Here is a 17,118-nt window from a genome sequence, read left to right on the forward strand (position 1 = left end):
CCGCTGATTACAGGAGCCCTGCAATGCCTGTCATGGAATCTTCCGACCTCACCGCCCGCCAGTACTGGGAGCAGGTGAAGGCCAACCGCAACCGCGCGAAGTTCGGCTTCGGCACCCGCCCGGCGATCGTCAACATCGACGTACAGCGCTCCTATACCGATATGGAGGCCTTCAGAACTGCCTATGAAACCGATCCGCGGCAGATCGAATACATCAACCAGCTCTCGGCGATGCTGCGCGAGCGTGGGTTGCCGGTGATCTGGACGTATGTCGCCTACCTCGAGTCCGGCGAAGATGCCGGCGTGTGGGGCACGCGCACCAACACGCCCGACTCGCTGCAGAACATCAAGCATGGTTCGGAGCGCGCGCAGATCGACCCGCGCGCCCAGGTGCACGAGGGCGACACCGTGATGCACAAGCGCATGGCCAGCCCGTTCTTTGAAACCAACCTGTGGTCGCTGCTGACCTTTCATCGCATCGACACGCTGATCATCACCGGCGGATCGACCTCGGGCTGCGTGCGCGCCTGCTCGGTGGACAGTCTGTCGCGCGGCTTCCGCACGATCGTGGTGGAGGAATGTGTGGCCGACAAGCACGAGATCCCGCACTTCGCCAACCTGGCCGACATGATGCTCAAGTACGCCGACGTGGAACCGGTGGCCGAGGTGGTCCGTCAGCTGGAGGCGCTCGGGCGATGACCGGCAAGGCCGACCCGGGCCTGTACGGCTATTGGCCCTACGATGCCCGCCCCAAGATCACCTGGCCGGGCGGCGCACGGGTGGCGCTGTGGATCGCGCCCAACATCGAGTTCTACGAGTACGCGCCGCCAGCCAACCCGCACCGCAAGCCGTGGCCGCGACCGCTACCCGACGTGCTTGGCTATGCCACCCGGGACTACGGAAACCGGGTGGGCCACCAGCGGATGATGCGGGTAATGGACCGATTCGGGTTGCGCGGCTCGGTATCGCTGTCCACCGCGACCCTGGTTCACCATCCGGAAGTGATTTCACTGGCCGCCGAGCGCGACTGGGAGTTCTTCAGCCACGGCATCTACAACACCCGTTACACCTATGGCCTGGACGAGGCCCAGGAGCGGGAGATGATCGAACAGTCGATGGCGATGATCCGCGAACACACCGGCCAGGCCTGCGATGGCTACCTGGCGCCCGCACTGTCGCATTCGGAATCCACCATCGACCTGTTCGCCGAAGCCGGCGGCATCTATACCTGCGACCTGTTCCATGACGACCAGCCCACCCCGGTGCAGACCCGCAGCGGGCGCCGGTTCGTCTCGGTGCCCTACTCGCTGGAGCTGAACGACACCATCACTTACGTGGTGAACCGGATCGAGCCGCGCCGCTACGGTCAGATGATCAAGGACGCCTTCGACCGTCTGTATGGGGAGGGCGCAGAGAGCGGCACCGTGATGTGCCTGCCGCTGCACGCCTACCAGGTCAGCCACCCGCACCGGCTGCGCGCCTTTGAGGAAGCGATGGACTACATCTGCAGCCACGATGGGGTGTGGAAAGCCACCGGGCGCGAAATCGCCCGGCATTACCTGGACCACCACTACGACGCGGCACTGGCCTCTATCCAGGCCAGCACATCCGTAACCGTGGAGGACGCGACATGAGCCTGGCCCCGGAATTCCTCCAGTACCCGCGCATGCGCCATGGCATGGACCATGAGCGCTATGCCTGGTCGATGCTGGCCGACCGGCCGCCAGTGCGCTGGCCGGAAGATAAGCCGTTGGCGCTGTGGCTGAACCTCAGCCTGGAGCATTTTCCGCTCAACCCGCTCGGGGAAGGTTTCAAGCCGCACGGCAGCATGACCATGCCCTACCCGGACCTGCGCCATTACACGCTGCGCGACTACGGCAACCGGGTGGGCGTGTTCCGGGTGCTGGCGGCGCTGGCCCGACATGGCTTGCAGGCCAGCGTCGCGGTCAACGGCGAGCTGGCCCTGCGCTACCCGGCGCTGATGCAGCGTCTGAAGGCCACCGGCTTCGAACTGGTCGGCCACGGCTGGAACATGGACAGCGTGCATCACGGCGGCATCGACCCCGCCCGCGAGGCGGCACTGGTGCAGGAGAGTCTGGAAGCACTGGCGCCCTGGGCGACGCGCCCGGTACGGGGTTGGCTGTCGCCGGCACGCTCGCAATCCGAACGCACACCGGAGCTGCTGCATGCGGCTGGGATCGGCTGGTGCGCGGACTGGGTGAATGACGAGCTGCCCTATCCCTTCTTCACCAAAGGCGGTGCGATCACCGCGATGCCGCTGGCGCTGGAGCTGGAGGACCGCTTCATTGTCGGCGAGAACCTGCATGCCGAATCCGAATATGCCGACCAGGTGATTGATGCCTGCGACTTCCTGCTGGAAGAAGCCACGCGAACCGGGCACGGGCGGATGCTGGCGCTCAACATCCACCCCTGGGTGATGGGCCAGCCACACCGGATATCACACCTTGAGCGCGCCCTCGCGCACCTGGCCGCACGGGCCGGGGACATCTGGAACGCGGCGCCCAGTGACATCATCGCGGCCGCCGCCACGGGAGAGTCACCTTGACACCGGAAGAACTGCTGGCCGCGCACGGACCGCGCGAATCCATGGAATACGACGTGGTGGTGGTGGGCGCCGGCCCGGCTGGACTGGCAGCGGCAATCCGCCTGAAGCAGCAGGCCGAAAAAGCGCAGCGCGACCTGTCTGTGTGCGTGCTGGAAAAGGGATCGGAGCCGGGCGCCCACGTGCTCTCCGGCGCGATCATGGACCCGCGCGCCCTGACCGAGCTGTTCCCCGACTGGAAGGAGCGCGGCGCGCCGCTCACCCAGGAAGTGACCCGCGACGAATTTCTGTTCCTTGGCGAAACCGGCTCACGCTCCACCCCGGAATTCCTGCTGCCCGACTGCTTCCACAACCGTGGCAACTACATCGTTTCACTCGGCGCGGTGACGCGCTGGCTGGCGCAGCAGGCCGAAGCCCTTGGCGTGGAGGTGTTCGCGGGCTTCGCCGCCGCTGAGGTGCTGTATGACGCCAGCGGGGCCGTTACTGGCGTGGCCACCGGCAACATGGGCCTGGACAGCGACGGCAGGCCCACCGCGCAATTCCAGCTCGGCATGGAGCTGCATGCGAAGTACACCCTGTTCGCCGAGGGCTCGCGCGGGCAGCTGGGCCGCGAGCTGATCGAGCGCTTTCGGCTGGACGAGGGCCGTGATCCGCAGTCCTATGGCATAGGCATCAAGGAGGTGTGGCAGGCCGATCCCGCCCACCATCAGCCGGGCCTGGTGGTGCACACCGCCGGCTGGCCGCTGGACAGCGACACCTATGGCGGCTCGTTCCTGTACCACGCCGAAGACGGGAAAATCGCAGTCGGCTTCGTGGTCGGCCTCGACTACAGCAATCCATGGTTGAGCCCGTTCGAGGAGTTCCAGCGCTTCAAAACCCACCCGGCCATCCGCAAGCACCTGGAAGGCGGATCGCGCATTGCCTACGGCGCCCGAACCATCACTGCCGGCGGTCTGCTATCCCTGCCCGAACTGGTGTTCCCTGGTGGGGCACTGGTGGGTTGCGAAGCGGGATTCCTCAACGCCAGCCGCATCAAGGGCAGCCACGCTGCGATCAAGACCGGCATGCTGGCCGCGGAAGCAGCCTTCGACGCCCTCGCCGCGGAGCGCTCCCATGACGTGTTGGAAAGCTACCCCCGTGCATTCCAGTCGAGCTGGCTGCATGCCGAACTGCAGCAGTCAAAAAACTTCAAACAGTGGTTCAAGAAGGGCCGGCGTGCGGCCACGCTGATGACCGGCATTGAGCAGTGGCTGTTGCCGAAGCTTGGTATCCGCAACCCGCCGTGGACAATCCACCGCGATACACCGGACCACGCCTGCCTTGAGCCTGCCGACCAGCACGCAAGGATCGACTACCCCAAGCCGGATGGCGTGCTCACCTTCGATCGGCTCAGCTCGGTCTTCCTGTCCAGCACCCACCACGACGAACAGCAGCCTGCGCACCTGCGGCTGAAGGATCCTGCGATCCCCGTCGCCGTGAACCTGGCCACCTATGCCGGCCCCGAGGCGCGGTATTGCCCCGCGGGCGTGTACGAGTTCGTGGGCGAAGCCGGCGCGGAGCGCCTGCAGATCAACTTTGCCAACTGCGTGCACTGCAAGACCTGCGACATCAAGGATCCGACCCAGAACATCGTCTGGACCGCACCGCAGGGCGGCGACGGCCCCAACTACCCATCCATGTAAGAAGGAACGATATTCCATGACCATTCCGTCCAGCGCCGGTGCGCGCTTCCGTGCCGCACTTGCGGCGGAAAGCCCGCTGCAGATCCCCGGCACCATCAACGCCAACCATGCCCTGCTCGCCAAGCGGGCTGGCTTCCGGGCCATCTATCTGTCCGGTGGTGGCGTCGCGGCCGGCTCACTCGGGCTGCCGGACCTCGGGCTGAACACCCTTGAAGATGTGCTGGTGGATGTGCGCCGCATCACCGACGTGTGCGACCTGCCGCTGCTTGCTGATATCGACACGGGCCTGGGCCCGAGCGCATTCAATATCGCCCGCACGGTGAAGTCGCTGATCAAGGCAGGCGGCGCCGCCTGCCATATCGAGGACCAGGTGGGCGCAAAGCGCTGTGGCCACCGCCCGGGCAAGGAGATCGTCAGCCTCGGTGAGATGGTGGACCGGGTGAAGGCAGCCGCCGATGCGAAGACCGATGCGGACTTCTTCCTGATCGCGCGAACCGATGCGATCGCCGTGGAGGGCGTGGATGCGGCCATTGAGCGCGCGATCGCCTGTGTCGAGGCCGGCGCCGACGGCATCTTCGCCGAGGCCTCGTACGATCTGGACACCTACAGCCGTTTCGTTGATGCGGTCAAGGTGCCGGTGCTCGCCAACCTGACCGAATTCGGCCAGACCCCACTGTTCACCCGCGAGGAGCTGGCCTCGGTGAACGTGGCGATGATGATCTATCCCCTGTCCGCCTTCCGCGCCATGAACAAGGCAGCCGAGGCGGTGTACACCGCGATCCGCAACGACGGCCACCAGCGCAACATGGTCGATTCCATGCAGACCCGGGAGGAGCTGTACGAGCGCATCGGCTACCACGAGTACGAACGCAGCCTGGACGCGCTGTTCAGCCGCGGCAAGTAGGTCCGACGACGGCCGGAGCCACACATGGCTCCGGCGCTTTGAACCGCCTGTCAGGCGGCCGGGAACCACCAGGGCGATGCGGTACCGGTATTGACCAGCAGCGCACGGGCGCGCACGAATCGGCGGATGGATGCTGTGCCCATCCGCGAACCGCCCAGGCCCGAGAATCCGAAGCTCTGCTTTTCCACCGTCTGCACCATGCCGGTCAGACAGGCATCGTTGATCGAGATGCCGCCGGCATTCAACTGCCGGGCCACGCGCTGCGCCCGTTCCGCATCCCGGGTAAATACCGCCGCTGACAGACCAAAGCCGGTGTTGTTGGCGCGGCGCACCGCTTCGTCTTCATCGGCCACCACCATGACCGGCAGCACCGCGGCGAAGCTTTCCTCGTGCGCCACCGCCATGTCCTCGGTTACGTCCACAAGCACCGTCGGCGGACACCAGGTGCCGCCGTGCTCAACCAGAGCGCCACCGGTGAGGGCCCGGGCGCCGCGGCCCAGGGCCTCCTCCAGCTGCGCGCGCACCAGCTCGATCTGCGAGGCGGCGATGATCGGGCCAATCTGTCCCCGCTGCGGATCCGGCCAGGCCAGCTGCAGCTTGGATGCCTCCTTCACCAGCGCATCGATGAACGCATCGGCGACCGGTGCTTCCACATACACACGCTCGATCGACATGCAGCTCTGACCACCGTTGACGAAGCTGCCCCAGGCCAGCGCCCGCGCCGCATGATCGATATCGGCATCGGAGAGCACCAGGGCCGGGTCCTTGCCGCCCAGCTCCAGGGATGCGGGAATGAATCGGCGCGCACAGGCTTCGGCCACCCGGCGCCCTGTAGCGACCGAACCGGTGAAGCAGATCTTGTCACTGGCCTCGATCACGGCCTGGCCCGTGCCACCGGCGCCGGTGACCAGCGTAAACACGTCACCCAGGCCCGCGTCCTCCAGCGCATCGCGCAACACCGGTACGAAGCGGGAAGTCACCTCGCTGGGCTTGGCCAGCACCGTGCAGCCAGCGGCAAGGGCCGGAATGGCGTCGATCAGGGTGAGCATCAGCGGGAAGTTCCAGGGACTGATCACTCCCACCATCGGGTACGCAACCCAGGTCTGCTGAGACTGGATGAAGGGAATCGCCTCCTGGCGCAGCGACGTCTCCGGCAGGCAGTCCGGCGCCTGCGCCGCCCAGCGGCGGATCGCGGCCACGGAACCTTCCAGCTCAACCAGCGATTCATGCCAGCGACCGGTATCTGCCAGCAGTCGATCGACCATCACGTCACGGCGGACTTCAAGCGCATCGGCGAGCGCAGACAGGCGGGCGCAGCGCGCTTCCACGCCCATCGCGGCCCAGGCGCGCTGCGCTTCGCGCAGACGCAGGCCTGCCGCCTCGACTTCACCGGCTGGACACATGTCCAGATCGCCGTCGTGTTCGCCCGTACGTGGATTGCGCAGCGGAATAGTGTCAGCGCTCATTCCACCACTCCCAACTCGATCAGTCGCTCGATGCTGGCCCGCTGGCGGGCGGCGAAGTCAGCGCGCTGCGGCACCTTTGCTTCTCCGTTTTCAAGCAGCTGGTTCGGGGCCAGCGCGACCGGCGCCACCCCAGCGGCAACCGCCGCATCGGGAAGCCGGGACAGGAAGTTGCCCATGCCCGGACGCCTGCGTCGGCGCCGCAGGCCGGTCACGTCGATCTCCGCATTGGCCGCCATCGATTCACCGCCACCGGCCGCCGCCAGCACCCGGCCCTGGTCGTCGATGATTTTGCTCATCCCATCGGCGCTGCCCATCGGGATATCCACCCCGGCAATGCCCGCTGTGTTGGCCGACACCACGAAGGCCATGTTCTCGATCGCACGAGCACGCTTGGCGATGTCCTTGGGGGTCAGCTCCGGGCTGCCGACCTCCGACGTGCAGTGCAGCAGCACCTCGGCACCGCGCAGGCCGTGGGCCCGGGCGATTTCCGGATAGAGGATTTCCTCTGAAGCTATGCAGGCCAGGTTGCCGATCGGCGTACGCGCCACCGGGAACACGCCGTCGATGCCGTAAAGATCGAGGTAACGGCTCCAGACGTCATGCGGGCTGGGGGCAAACAGCGACACCAGCCTCCGGTAGCGCAGCACCTGGTTGCCGGCATCGTCGAGCACCACCTGGGACTGGAAGTACAGGTCGGGAAAATTCGGATCCCGCTCGTACGCATTGGATACCAGGTACACGCCGTTATCCTGGGCAATGCGACCCAGGCGTTCGTATTCCCGGCCATCCATGTCGAAACCGGCCTTGGCAGCCCAGCCCGGGATGGTGTCGCCCAGCGGATAGCTTGTGGCGAAATACTCCGGCAACACCACCAGTTTCAGGTCGGGACCGATGAAGGCCTTGGACGCAGGTAACTGGCGGGCGATGCGTGCAATGTTGGCATCGATGGCCGCACGCGCCTCGTCGACGTCGGCACAGGCGTTGACCGCATGGCAGGTCGACTGCAGCGCAAGGGCACGGTAGGCGATATCGGTCATGGCTGTGTTTCTCCACCGGACAACACTCCCCCGGAAAAAACGGGTGGGCGCCGGGTCAGGAACGCAGCGGCCCCTTCGGCAAAGTCGCTGCTGCGGAAAGCGGCGTTGAAAGCTTCGGCAGCTTCCGCGGACGCTACTGCAGGGTCATTACCCACATGGGCAAGCACGGTCTTGATGCCGCGTCGGGCCTGGCCGGACGTCGCCTGCAGACTCTCAACCAGCGTGGCTTCCGCCCCTGCCAGGTCGCCTGTGTCCACGATCTGGTGGACCAGGCCCCAGCCAGCGGCCGTGGCGGCATCCAGCAGGCGCCCGGTCAGCAGCATCTCCCTGGCCCGCGCCATGCCCACTGCGTGCACCAGACGGCGGCTGTCTTCAGCGCTGTAGACCAGACCCAGCTTCGCGGGGGTGATGGCAAAGCGGGCCCGGTCACTGGCCAAGCGCAGGTCGCAGGCCAGGGCAAGACCGAGGCCGCCACCCACGCACGCGCCATCAATGACTGCGATCGTGGTCTGCGGCAAGCGCTGCAGTTTCAACTGGGTGCGCTGCACGACGACATTGCCCGATGCATAGGCTTCGGGAGTGGCCAACAGCTCGCCCAGCTCGTCGATGTCGGCTCCGGCACTGAACGCACCGGGCACACCTGACAACACCAGGATGTCCGCCGCCGACACCGCGATCCGGTCCAGCGCCGCCTCCAGCGCCACCCAGTGGCGATTGGCCAGCGCGTTGCGTTTATCCGGCCGATTGATGCCAATGCGTGCAACCCTGCCGGACAGGCTGCAGCTGATCACCTCGTTACCCACAAATGCTTACCGCCCTGCTTATTTGTTCTATCGTTATAGCATTCAGGCATTAGGTGGGTGAAGCAATGTCATACGACGCACTGGCCACGCTGCTGGGCCCCGAAGCACAGCGGCTGCTGCGCACCGACCTGCCCACGCCGCTGTATCACCAGATGTTCCTGCTGCTGCATGACCGCATTCTCAGCGGCGAGATCCCCTGCGGCTCGCGCATACCGACCGAGTTCGAGCTCGCTGCGGCCTTCGGCGTATCGCGGATTACAGCCAAGCGCGCTCTGGATGAGCTCGCCGCCGAGGGGCTGGTGGAGCGTCGCCGCGGCAAGGGCACCCACGTGATCCACCGCTCGCGCCCGAAGCCCATGCAAAGCCCGCTGACCGGGCTGCTGGAAACGCTCGAGGTGCTGGCCGAAGAAACCCGGGTGAAGCTGCTCCAGTTCCGGCGCGCCACGCCATCCGACCCGGTCCGTGCGCTGTTCGATACGGCGGTCGACGAACCGTTGACCCACGCCATTCGCCTGCGCCTGCGTGGCAACATCCCCTTTGGCCACTACACCAGCTGGACCCGCACCGACCGGGAGGCCTTCAGCGAGAAGGCGCTGGCCACCACCTCGCGGCTGAAACTGTTTCGCGACATCGGCATCGACATCCGCCAGGTCGAGCAGGTGTTGTCTGCGGTCAATGCCGACGCCGTAACCGCGATGCACCTTCAGGTGGAGCCGGGAGCCGCCCTACTGGCGCTGGACAGGCGTTCCTACAACGAGGAAGGCCAGCTGGTGGATCTGCTCAACATCCTTTACCGACCCGACCAGTTCTCGTATCGGATGAAGATGGATATCGAAGCGGATGGCAGCTCGGACGGCTGAGCGTGACTGTCTGCGGAGTCCTGTGATGCACTTCGCATTATCGACCCAATAACCCGGATTGCTGCACCGCAATAATATTGCGCGCTGCAGCATTATCCGTTCCCGCAAGGCCCGGTGACACTCTGAAAACCAGGTAAAGCGGGTAAAAACCTGGTGATTTCAACAACTTGCCAAAAAAGCTGGCGCTGCCGCTGGCTGCCGTTGAATGTCCGGACAAAGAGCGGGATACTCGGTGCGCTATTGATATATCAATAGCGCCAATAACCGCTCTACTCCCGCCAGACAAAACAGGTATTTGCGATGAAGAACCTTCCGTGCCGCCGCGCACTGGCCATGGCCATCCTCGTCGCGCTCACCGCGCCGGTCACTGCCCAGCAAACGCAGAACCCACCGACCGACGAGAGCGCTGTCCAGCTCGATGCCGTCACCGTCACCGCGCAACGGCGGGAAGAACAATCCCAGAAAACCCCGATGACGCTGACCGTGATCAGCGGCGAGCAGCTCGATCGCATGCAGGTTACGCGGGTGGACGACCTGCGCACCGTGACCCCAAACATCATCGTCGAGCAGAACACCGGCACCAGCTCGGGCGCCAAGATCATCATGCGCGGCGTGGGCGCCGACGAATCGATGTTCACCAACGATCCGGCGATCGCGATGTATGTGGATGACGTCTACATTCCCCGCCAGAACGGCGCGATGTTCGATCTGTACGACGTCGAGCGCATCGAGGTGCTGCGTGGCCCACAGGGCACGCTGTACGGACGTAACGCCACCGGCGGCGCGATCCGCTACATCACCCGCAAGCCGACCGGCGAGGACCGTCTGGAATTCAACGCCAACGTCGGCAACTTCGGCCGTCGCGACGCCCGCGCCACCGCAGCTACCCGGCTGGGTGAGTCGCTGGACGTGACCGCTGCTGTGCTGACCCGTAACCGCGACGGCTATGTTTACGACCGCACCAACGACCGCCGGGTAAACGACCAGGACGTGCTGGCCGGACGGCTCTCCTTCGCCAGCCCCTGGGGTGAAGCGTCCTACGCCACGCTCAGCATCGAGCGGCTGTCCGAGCGTTCACTGCCCACCTGGGCATCGCCGGCGATGATGATGGATGGCGAGCGCGTGCCGGTGCTGGGTGATTTCTACACCACCCAGACCGACACCCTGGGATTCAACGAGCTCGACCAGTTCGGCGTGGCGCTCACCAGCGAGACCGACTACGGGTCATTCGGCATGCGCCACATCCTCCACTACCGCACCATGGACCACCACTTCTATATGGACGTGGACGGCAGCGACCGCATGGTCTTCCACGTCGAGCAGGACCAACGCCAGAAGCAGCGCGGGTACGAGGCCCAGGTCACGTCCTACAACGAAGGGCGCTTCAACTGGGTAGCCGGCGTGTTTGCTTTCCAGGAAAGCAACAGCCAACCCACCCGCAGCGATGTCTTCACTCGCGGAAATACCCACTACGTCAGCCAGGACACCTCGGCCTACGCACTGTATGCACAGGGCACCTGGGATCTCAACGAACGCCTGGCGCTGACCCTGGGCGGCCGCTACAGCTACGAGAACAAGGATTTCAGCGTGCGCGCCGTGCAGCCCGACGGCACGCCGGTCTTCGACAAGGCCATGGACAAGAGCTGGACCCGTCCCGACTGGAAGGTCCTGCTGGACTATGACTTCAGGGACAACATCATGGGCTACGCGTCGGTCACCACCGGCTTCAAGAGCGGCGGCTACAACGGTCGCGGCACCACCTATGAAACCGTTGCCCCGATCGACGAGGAAACACTGATCGCATATGAGCTGGGCATCAAATCCAGCCTGTGGAACAACCGCCTGCGGCTGAACGCGAACTACTACCGGCTGGACTACGACGGCATCCAGCTGGCGGCGGTCAACCCGGAAGGCGTGTTCGTCACCACCAACGCAACTGGTGCATTGATCCAGGGCATCGAGCTGGACCTGGCCCTCCAGGCCACCCGCAAGCTCAATCTCACCGCCAGCATCGGCACCATGGATGGCGAGTACCAGAACTTCAACGAGACCAATGCCGACTATTTCCGTGGGCTCGACATGAAGTACATGCCTGACATGCAGGGAACCCTGGGGGCGACGTATGTCCAGCCGGTCGGTGCCGCCGACCTGGTGTTCAGCGGTACCGCGCGCTACACCGACAGCTACTTCCAGAACCAGGATGCCACCCGGCTGGTCATGACCAACGCCCATGCCGAGGTCAATGCACGGATCGCCTACGAGCCGCATAACAGCAACTGGTCGGTGGCACTGTGGGGCAAGAACCTGACCGATGAGTTCATCGTCACCGGCGGCTTCGATATCCCCGCGCTGGGCATCGGCACGGTGTACCCCAACCTGCCGCGCAGCTACGGACTGGAATTCAAGTACAGGATGTAGCCGGACCGGGCTGCGGCCAATTAGCTATATAGATATATCATTGTGGCTCTTGCCACCCATTCGGAGACGTCCGGTTTGAGCGCCACACTCGCCCAGAAAATCATCGCCCGCGCCTGCGGCAGAGATGCCGTGACTCCGGGAGAGATCCTGACTGCGCGGCTCGACCTGCTGATGATGCATGACTCCGGCGGCCCCCGACGGGTGGCCGCGCGCCTGGAGAAACTGGGGGCCCGGGTCTGGGATCCGGACAAGGTGGTGGTGGTCAGCGATCACTTCGTGCCGGCGGTGGACCTTGAGAGCGCCGAGATCCTGGCTCTCACCCGTCGCTGGGCGCGCGAGCAGGGCGTCCGTCACTACGACATGCTCGGCATCTGTCACGTGGTGCTGCAGGAACATGGCCACGTCCGGCCGGGCATGTTCTGCGTGGGCGGGGATTCGCATTCGCCCAGCGGAGGTGCCTATGGCGCGTTCATGGTCGGCATGGGGGCCACCGACATCACCGGCGCCCTGGTCACCGGAGAAGTCTGGCTGCAGGTTCCCCGCACAACGCGTGTCGTGTTGGACGGTGTGCTGGGCGAAGGCGTCAGCGCCAAGGACGTGATGCTGATGCTGTGCGCTGCCCACGGCATGGGTAACGAGGGCGAGGTGTTCGAATACACCGGCAGCGCCGTGGCGGCCATGCCCATGCATGAGCGCATGACCCTGTGCAACATGGCCGCAGAACTTGGCGCTGAAACCGGTATCATCGCGCCCGACGACACCACCCTGGCCGCGCTGCGCGAAGCCGGGCACCCGTTCCAGGGCGATATCAGCCACTGGCACAGCGACGACGACGCCGATTTCAGCGCCCAGCACCGCTACGATGCCGGCGCACTCGCACCGCACATCGCCGCACCGCACAGTCCGGCCAACAGTGCGCCGGTGGCGGACCTTGAAGGCACCCGCATCGACCAGGCCTACATTGGCGCTTGCACCGGCGCCAAGCTGAGCGATCTGCGCATGGCCGCCAAGGTGCTCGCCGGGCGCAAGGTGGCTTCCGGCACCCGACTGCTGATTGCCCCGGCTTCGGTTGCAATGACGGCTCAGGCCGCGGCGGAAGGCACCCTTGCCACACTCACCGATGCCGGCGCGATCCTGCTGCCAAGCGGCTGCGGCGCCTGCGCCGGCATGGGCGCCGGCATGTTGGCCGCAGGCGAAGTCTGCCTGTCCACCACCGCACGCAACTTCAAGGGCCGCATGGGCTCGGCGCAGGCACAGGTCTACCTCGGCTCCCCCTATTCGGTGGCGGCCGGCGCAGTGAAAGGCCATATCTGCGATCCACGCGAATTGCTGGAGGCAGCGCCATGAAGGTGCGAGGCCGCGCTTTCGTGTTCGGCGACAACATCGATACCGATCTGCTGGCACCGGGCCCGTGGATGCGCGAGCCGCTCGAGGTGCTTGCAGCACACTGCCTTGAAGCGATCGACCCGGCCTTTGCCGGAGAGGTCCGCACGGGTGACCTCGTGGTGGGCGGGGCATCGTTTGGCATCGGCTCCTCCCGCGAGCAGGCCGTGCAGGCACTGGTCCAACTGGGCGTGGGTGCAGTTGTGGCGAAATCCTTCGCCCGCATCTTCTATCGCAATGCCCTCAATCTCGGCCTGCCGGCGATGGCCTGCCCAGACCTGGTGGCTGAACGCGGCGACGACATTGAAGTGCGTCCGGCAGAAGGGCTGGTCATCAACCACACCCGCGGCACCCGCCACGCCTGCCAGCAGCTGCCACCCCAACTGATGGAGATCGTGCAGGTTGGCGGGTTGATGCCCTGGCTGGAGCGCCGCCTGGCAGCCGAGCGCGACCAGGCTGGCGGACAGGATCCGCAGGCATGAACACACCAGCGCATCTGGGCCGCATCTGTTCCGCCACCGTGCTCGCGCCCGACTTCGATGTGGCGCTGGCCAGCTATCAACAGGCACTGGGCGCGCAGGTTTCCGGGCTGGAAACGCTTCACCCGGAGCTTGCCAGCCACCTGGTACTCGATGACCTTGCTGGCATGCGCGTGGCTTGGATAGCCACCGGCGCTGCACCCTGGCTGCGCGTGGTGGAAGCTCCCTCCGCAGTCACGCAACCCCCCATGCAGCTGCACGGCTGGCTGTCGCTGGAAGTCCTGGTGGCCGACGTCGACACGTTGGCCGCCTCACTCCCCGACAACTGGCGCATGCTGCGTCCACCTGCGGACCTGGACGTGAGCCCGGACATCCGCGCATGCCAGGTGCTGGGGCCGAGCGGTGAGCTGTACTACTTCACCCAGGTGCGGGCGGACGTGCCGCCGTTCGAACTGCCGCAGACTTCGCTGCCGGTGGACCGGCCGTTCATCGTGGTGCTCTCAACCCCCGATCGCGACCGCACGCAGGCCGCCTGGGAGGCGCTGGCCGGACGCGACGCGTGGGCTTTCGATACCCGGATCACCGTGCTCAACCACGCCCTCGATCGACCGCTGGAGTCCCGCTACCCGGTGGCCGTGCTGCAGTTCCGTGACCGCTGCCTGATCGAGATCGACGAAGTTGCGCCAGCCTCTCCCCGCAAGCCCGGCGTCCGCTATGCCGGCGTGCACCTGGTCAGTATCGAACGCGATCGGCTGGACGGGGATATCGCCGGATTGGGTCCGGTGATCCATCTGGATGCCGCGGGTTACCAGGGTCGCCGGGCCGGCCTGTGGCAAGGCCCGAGTGGTGAGCGGGTGGAGCTGATCGAACAGCCCGTCATCGGGTAATACCGGGCCGGTGACCGCCGACCACCCCCGCCCCCCGCAGACGGGCAATCGCACTGTCATCCAGGTTCAACAGCTCGCGCAGCACGGCGTCGCTGTCTTCACCCAGCAGCGGCGCGGCGCGGCCGTAGGTGACCGGGGTGGCGGAAAAACGCACCGGATTGGCGACGCCCGGCACAGTCCCCGCCTGTGGATGCGGCAGGTCCACGCGCAGCCCGCGTGCCAGCACCTGCGGATCCTCGAATACCTGGTCGATGCGGTTGACCGGAGCGCAGGGCACCGTGGCCTGCTCGAGTCCCTCCAGCCATTCGGCAGCCGGACGCTGTGCCAGGCGCGCCGACAGATGGGCGATCAGCGCTTCACGGTTCGCCACGCGCGCCGCATTGGTGGCATAGCGCGGCTCATGCGCCAGTTCCGGCTCACCGAGCACCGCGCACAAGCGCGCAAACTGGCCGTCATTGCCCACCGCCAGCATGAAGTAGCCGTCGGCCGCCGGCATCACCTGATACGGCACGATGTTGGGATGCGCCGTGCCCTGGCGCTGCGGCACCGTGCCGGCCACCAGGTGGTTCATGGCCTGGTTGGCCAACCACGCCACCTGGGTGTCAAGCAGCGCCAGATCAATGTGCTGGCCCTCGCCGGTGCGTTCGGCGTGGCGCAACGCGGCAAGGATCGCCGCTACTGCGTACATGCCGGTCATCAGGTCCGCGACGGCGACGCCGACCTTTTGTGGCCCGCCGCCGGGTGCACCATCGGGCTCGCCGGTGATGCTCATCAGCCCCCCAATGGCCTGGATGGCAGCGTCGTAGCCCGCACGATGTGCATACGGGCCGCTCTGGCCAAAGCCGGTGATCGAGCAGTACACAAGCTTCGGGTTCACGGCCTTGAGGCTGGCATGGTCCAGGCCGTATTTGGCCAGCCCACCGACCTTGTAGTTTTCCACCAGCACATCGCTGCACGCTGCCAACTCGCGGATCAGGCGCTGGCCTTCTGCGCTGGTGAAGTCGATTGCCAGCGAGCGCTTGCCGCGGTTGGCGCCCAGGTAATACGCGGATTCGGCAGTGGCATTGCCTTCGCTGTCGGTCAGGAAGGGCGGACCCCAGCTCCGCGTGTCATCACCCACACCGGGACGCTCGACCTTGATCACCTCGGCGCCGAAGTCGGCCAGCACCTGGGTGGCCCAGGGACCCGCCAGAATCCGGGAAAGATCCAGCACCCGTACGCCATCAAGTGGACTGCTCATGCCGGCCACCACTCCCTGCTCGCTACCGGCAGGCCCGCCTTCCATCCCGTCGCGTCCTGGAAGGCCGCCGCCAGGGCCACCAGCCGCAGATCGTCACCGCTGTGGCCGACCAGCTGCATGCCCACCGGAAGCTCGCCCGTTGCCACCGGCAGCGGCAGAGAAAGCGCTGGATTGCCGGCCATGTTGGCGTACGCGGTCAGGTCGGCCTGGTTGGCCGGAACCGGACTGCCAAAGGAGAAAGCGCGCTGCGGCGTGGTGGGCATCAGCAGCACATCGCAATCGCGCAGCCACTGCTGCAGTTGCACCTGGGCGCGATCGACCAGCAGCGAGGCGGCGGCGAGTTCCGCGGCCGAGCGCGCCTCGGCCCAGCCCATCAGCTTCGCCAGCAGCGGTGAAAACTCTTCCCGACGCCTGTGCCAGGCGTCCGCGTGCTCCACCAGCAGCTCCGCCTCGCACATCAGCAGGCCCGCACGACGCGCCTGCCCGGAAGGAAACTCCGGAGCCGGCAGATCCACGCGACTGTGACCCAGTCCAAGCATGCATTGCAGGCCCGCATCGACGGCCTGCTGCACATCGGCATCAATCCCGGCCTCATCGCCGAAGTCGACCACGCCGATACGCAACGGGCCTGTATGCGGCGAGGCAAACCGGACCGCCCTGGACTGGGCACAGTCCGGATCAAACCCTGTCATCGCTTCCAGCAGGACACCGAGGTCGCGCGCCGAGCGCGCCAGCGGCCCGATGTGATCCAGCCGCCGGCACAAGGGCACCGTGCCGCGGGTGCTGACCGCGCCCCAGGTCGGCTTCAAACCGAACACGCCGCAATAGCTGGCAGGAATGCGCACCGAACCCATGGTGTCGGTACCCAGTGCCGCCGCGCACAGGCCGGCCGCGACCGCCGCGCCGCTGCCGCCGCTGGAACCGCCGGGGGTGAAGCCCGGGCGATGCGGGTTGTGGCAGGCACCGAAGTGCGGGTTGTCGTTGTCGGCGCCCAGCGCCGCTTCATGCATGTTGAGCTTGCCGATGATTACCGCCCCTGCGGCCCGCAAACCCGCGACGGCAGGGTTGTCGGCCGCTGCGGGCGGCGCCTCACTCAGGATCGCCATGCCTGCAGTGGTCCGCATGCCGGCGGCATCGATATTGTCCTTCACCGCTACCGGCACCCCTTCCAGCGCGCGGGCCTGGCCACGCGCGCGGCGCGCATCGGAGTCAGCGGCCGCCGCCAGTGCGACATCGGCATCCACGTGCAGGTAGCTGTTGATCACCGGCTGACTGGCCTCGATGGCCGCCAGCTGCCATTCGATCAACTGCACGGCCGAGATCTCCCCGCGCTCCAGCAGCCCCGCCTGCGTCACCAGGTCCGCTGTCAGCACGTCGGCATTGGCCGGGGTCATTGC

The 17,118-nt window shown here is 66.0% G+C and carries 15 protein-coding genes; 10 read left to right on the forward strand and 5 right to left on the reverse strand.

Annotation, left to right across the window (positions count from 1 at the left end; all coding sequences use genetic code 11):
• Positions 1 to 32: 32 nt before the first annotated feature.
• From WCE59_RS09720 to prpB, 5 genes are read left to right on the forward strand one after another with little or no spacing between them, the layout of a single operon-like run.
• Positions 33 to 698 carry an isochorismatase family protein gene (locus tag WCE59_RS09720; protein ID WP_343258565.1) on the forward strand — a complete coding sequence of 222 codons (666 nt, stop codon included), beginning with the start codon at positions 33 to 35 and terminating at the stop codon, positions 696 to 698.
• Positions 695 to 1,633 carry a polysaccharide deacetylase family protein gene (locus WCE59_RS09725; protein WP_343258566.1) on the forward strand — a complete coding sequence of 313 codons (939 nt, stop codon included), beginning with the start codon at positions 695 to 697 and terminating at the stop codon, positions 1,631 to 1,633. The genes WCE59_RS09720 and WCE59_RS09725 overlap by 4 nt, the downstream gene beginning before the upstream one ends.
• On the forward strand, positions 1,630 to 2,565 hold the full coding sequence (locus WCE59_RS09730; protein ID WP_343258567.1) for a polysaccharide deacetylase family protein: 936 nt from the start codon (positions 1,630 to 1,632) through the stop codon (positions 2,563 to 2,565). The genes WCE59_RS09725 and WCE59_RS09730 overlap by 4 nt, the downstream gene beginning before the upstream one ends.
• Positions 2,566 to 2,606: 41 nt before the next feature.
• On the forward strand, positions 2,607 to 4,244 hold the full coding sequence (locus WCE59_RS09735) for an electron transfer flavoprotein-ubiquinone oxidoreductase (RefSeq protein WP_343258698.1): 1,638 nt from the start codon (positions 2,607 to 2,609) through the stop codon (positions 4,242 to 4,244).
• A gap of 16 nt (positions 4,245 to 4,260) precedes the next feature.
• On the forward strand, positions 4,261 to 5,148 hold the full coding sequence (gene prpB, locus WCE59_RS09740; protein WP_343258568.1) for a methylisocitrate lyase: 888 nt from the start codon (positions 4,261 to 4,263) through the stop codon (positions 5,146 to 5,148).
• Positions 5,149 to 5,198: 50 nt separating this feature from the next.
• On the opposite strand, the gene WCE59_RS09745 is transcribed toward prpB, so the two are convergent.
• From WCE59_RS09745 to WCE59_RS09755, 3 genes are read right to left on the reverse strand one after another with little or no spacing between them, the layout of a single operon-like run.
• A complete protein-coding gene (locus WCE59_RS09745; protein ID WP_343258569.1) occupies positions 5,199 to 6,614 on the reverse strand; it encodes an aldehyde dehydrogenase family protein in 1,416 nt (471 codons plus the stop codon).
• The gene (locus WCE59_RS09750; RefSeq protein WP_343258570.1) at positions 6,611 to 7,651 is read right to left on the reverse strand and encodes a nitrilase-related carbon-nitrogen hydrolase; all 1,041 of its coding nucleotides are present in this window, start codon (positions 7,649 to 7,651) and stop codon (positions 6,611 to 6,613) included. The genes WCE59_RS09745 and WCE59_RS09750 overlap by 4 nt, the downstream gene beginning before the upstream one ends.
• A complete protein-coding gene (locus WCE59_RS09755; RefSeq protein WP_343258571.1) occupies positions 7,648 to 8,442 on the reverse strand; it encodes an enoyl-CoA hydratase/isomerase family protein in 795 nt (264 codons plus the stop codon). The genes WCE59_RS09750 and WCE59_RS09755 overlap by 4 nt, the downstream gene beginning before the upstream one ends.
• 77 nt (positions 8,443 to 8,519) lie before the next feature.
• Between WCE59_RS09755 and WCE59_RS09760 the strand changes: the two genes are divergently transcribed.
• From WCE59_RS09760 to WCE59_RS09780, 5 genes are all read left to right on the forward strand, one after another.
• Positions 8,520 to 9,314, forward strand: coding sequence for a GntR family transcriptional regulator (locus tag WCE59_RS09760; protein WP_343258572.1), 795 nt, complete (start codon positions 8,520 to 8,522; stop codon positions 9,312 to 9,314).
• A 300-nt stretch (positions 9,315 to 9,614) separates the two neighbouring features.
• Positions 9,615 to 11,732: a TonB-dependent receptor gene (locus tag WCE59_RS09765; RefSeq protein WP_343258573.1), complete on the forward strand. Its 2,118-nt coding sequence runs from the start codon at positions 9,615 to 9,617 to the stop codon at positions 11,730 to 11,732.
• Between the two features lie 75 nt (positions 11,733 to 11,807).
• On the forward strand, positions 11,808 to 13,079 hold the full coding sequence (locus WCE59_RS09770; RefSeq protein ID WP_343258574.1) for a 3-isopropylmalate dehydratase large subunit: 1,272 nt from the start codon (positions 11,808 to 11,810) through the stop codon (positions 13,077 to 13,079).
• Entirely contained in the window at positions 13,076 to 13,597 is a 522-nt protein-coding gene (locus WCE59_RS09775) for a LeuD/DmdB family oxidoreductase small subunit (RefSeq protein WP_343258575.1), read from the forward strand. Before WCE59_RS09770 ends, WCE59_RS09775 begins: the two co-directional genes overlap by 4 nt.
• Positions 13,594 to 14,481, forward strand: coding sequence for a hypothetical protein (locus WCE59_RS09780; RefSeq protein WP_343258576.1), 888 nt, complete (start codon positions 13,594 to 13,596; stop codon positions 14,479 to 14,481). The genes WCE59_RS09775 and WCE59_RS09780 overlap by 4 nt, the downstream gene beginning before the upstream one ends.
• Here WCE59_RS09780 and WCE59_RS09785 read toward each other — a convergent pair.
• Positions 14,471 to 15,721 (reverse strand): CaiB/BaiF CoA transferase family protein, encoded by a 1,251-nt coding sequence (locus tag WCE59_RS09785; protein ID WP_343258577.1) that lies wholly within the window; start codon positions 15,719 to 15,721, stop codon positions 14,471 to 14,473. The genes WCE59_RS09780 and WCE59_RS09785 overlap by 11 nt on opposite strands.
• Positions 15,718 to 17,115, reverse strand: coding sequence for an amidase (locus WCE59_RS09790; protein WP_343258578.1), 1,398 nt, complete (start codon positions 17,113 to 17,115; stop codon positions 15,718 to 15,720). Before WCE59_RS09790 ends, WCE59_RS09785 begins: the two co-directional genes overlap by 4 nt.
• Positions 17,116 to 17,118: the final 3 nt, after the last annotated feature.

Origin of the sequence: Luteimonas qiangzhengi (assembly GCF_039548515.1) — a bacterium.
GTDB lineage: Bacteria > Pseudomonadota > Gammaproteobacteria > Xanthomonadales > Xanthomonadaceae > Luteimonas.

What these genes read in the sequence shown, in the direction of transcription:
- WCE59_RS09745 (WP_343258569.1), bottom strand. Translation starts at nt 6,614, where the DNA reads ATGAGCGCTGACACTATTCCGCTGCGCAATCCACGTACGGGCGAACAC.
- WCE59_RS09780 (WP_343258576.1), top strand. Translation starts at nt 13,594, where the DNA reads ATGAACACACCAGCGCATCTGGGCCGCATCTGTTCCGCCACCGTGCTC.
- WCE59_RS09725 (WP_343258566.1), top strand. Translation starts at nt 695, where the DNA reads ATGACCGGCAAGGCCGACCCGGGCCTGTACGGCTATTGGCCCTACGAT.
- WCE59_RS09720 (WP_343258565.1), top strand. Translation starts at nt 33, where the DNA reads ATGGAATCTTCCGACCTCACCGCCCGCCAGTACTGGGAGCAGGTGAAG.
- WCE59_RS09760 (WP_343258572.1), top strand. Translation starts at nt 8,520, where the DNA reads ATGTCATACGACGCACTGGCCACGCTGCTGGGCCCCGAAGCACAGCGG.
- WCE59_RS09785 (WP_343258577.1), bottom strand. Translation starts at nt 15,721, where the DNA reads ATGAGCAGTCCACTTGATGGCGTACGGGTGCTGGATCTTTCCCGGATT.
- WCE59_RS09790 (WP_343258578.1), bottom strand. Translation starts at nt 17,115, where the DNA reads ATGACCCCGGCCAATGCCGACGTGCTGACAGCGGACCTGGTGACGCAG.
- WCE59_RS09735 (WP_343258698.1), top strand. Translation starts at nt 2,607, where the DNA reads ATGGAATACGACGTGGTGGTGGTGGGCGCCGGCCCGGCTGGACTGGCA.
- WCE59_RS09730 (WP_343258567.1), top strand. Translation starts at nt 1,630, where the DNA reads ATGAGCCTGGCCCCGGAATTCCTCCAGTACCCGCGCATGCGCCATGGC.
- prpB (WP_343258568.1), top strand. Translation starts at nt 4,261, where the DNA reads ATGACCATTCCGTCCAGCGCCGGTGCGCGCTTCCGTGCCGCACTTGCG.
- WCE59_RS09775 (WP_343258575.1), top strand. Translation starts at nt 13,076, where the DNA reads ATGAAGGTGCGAGGCCGCGCTTTCGTGTTCGGCGACAACATCGATACC.
- WCE59_RS09765 (WP_343258573.1), top strand. Translation starts at nt 9,615, where the DNA reads ATGAAGAACCTTCCGTGCCGCCGCGCACTGGCCATGGCCATCCTCGTC.
- WCE59_RS09750 (WP_343258570.1), bottom strand. Translation starts at nt 7,651, where the DNA reads ATGACCGATATCGCCTACCGTGCCCTTGCGCTGCAGTCGACCTGCCAT.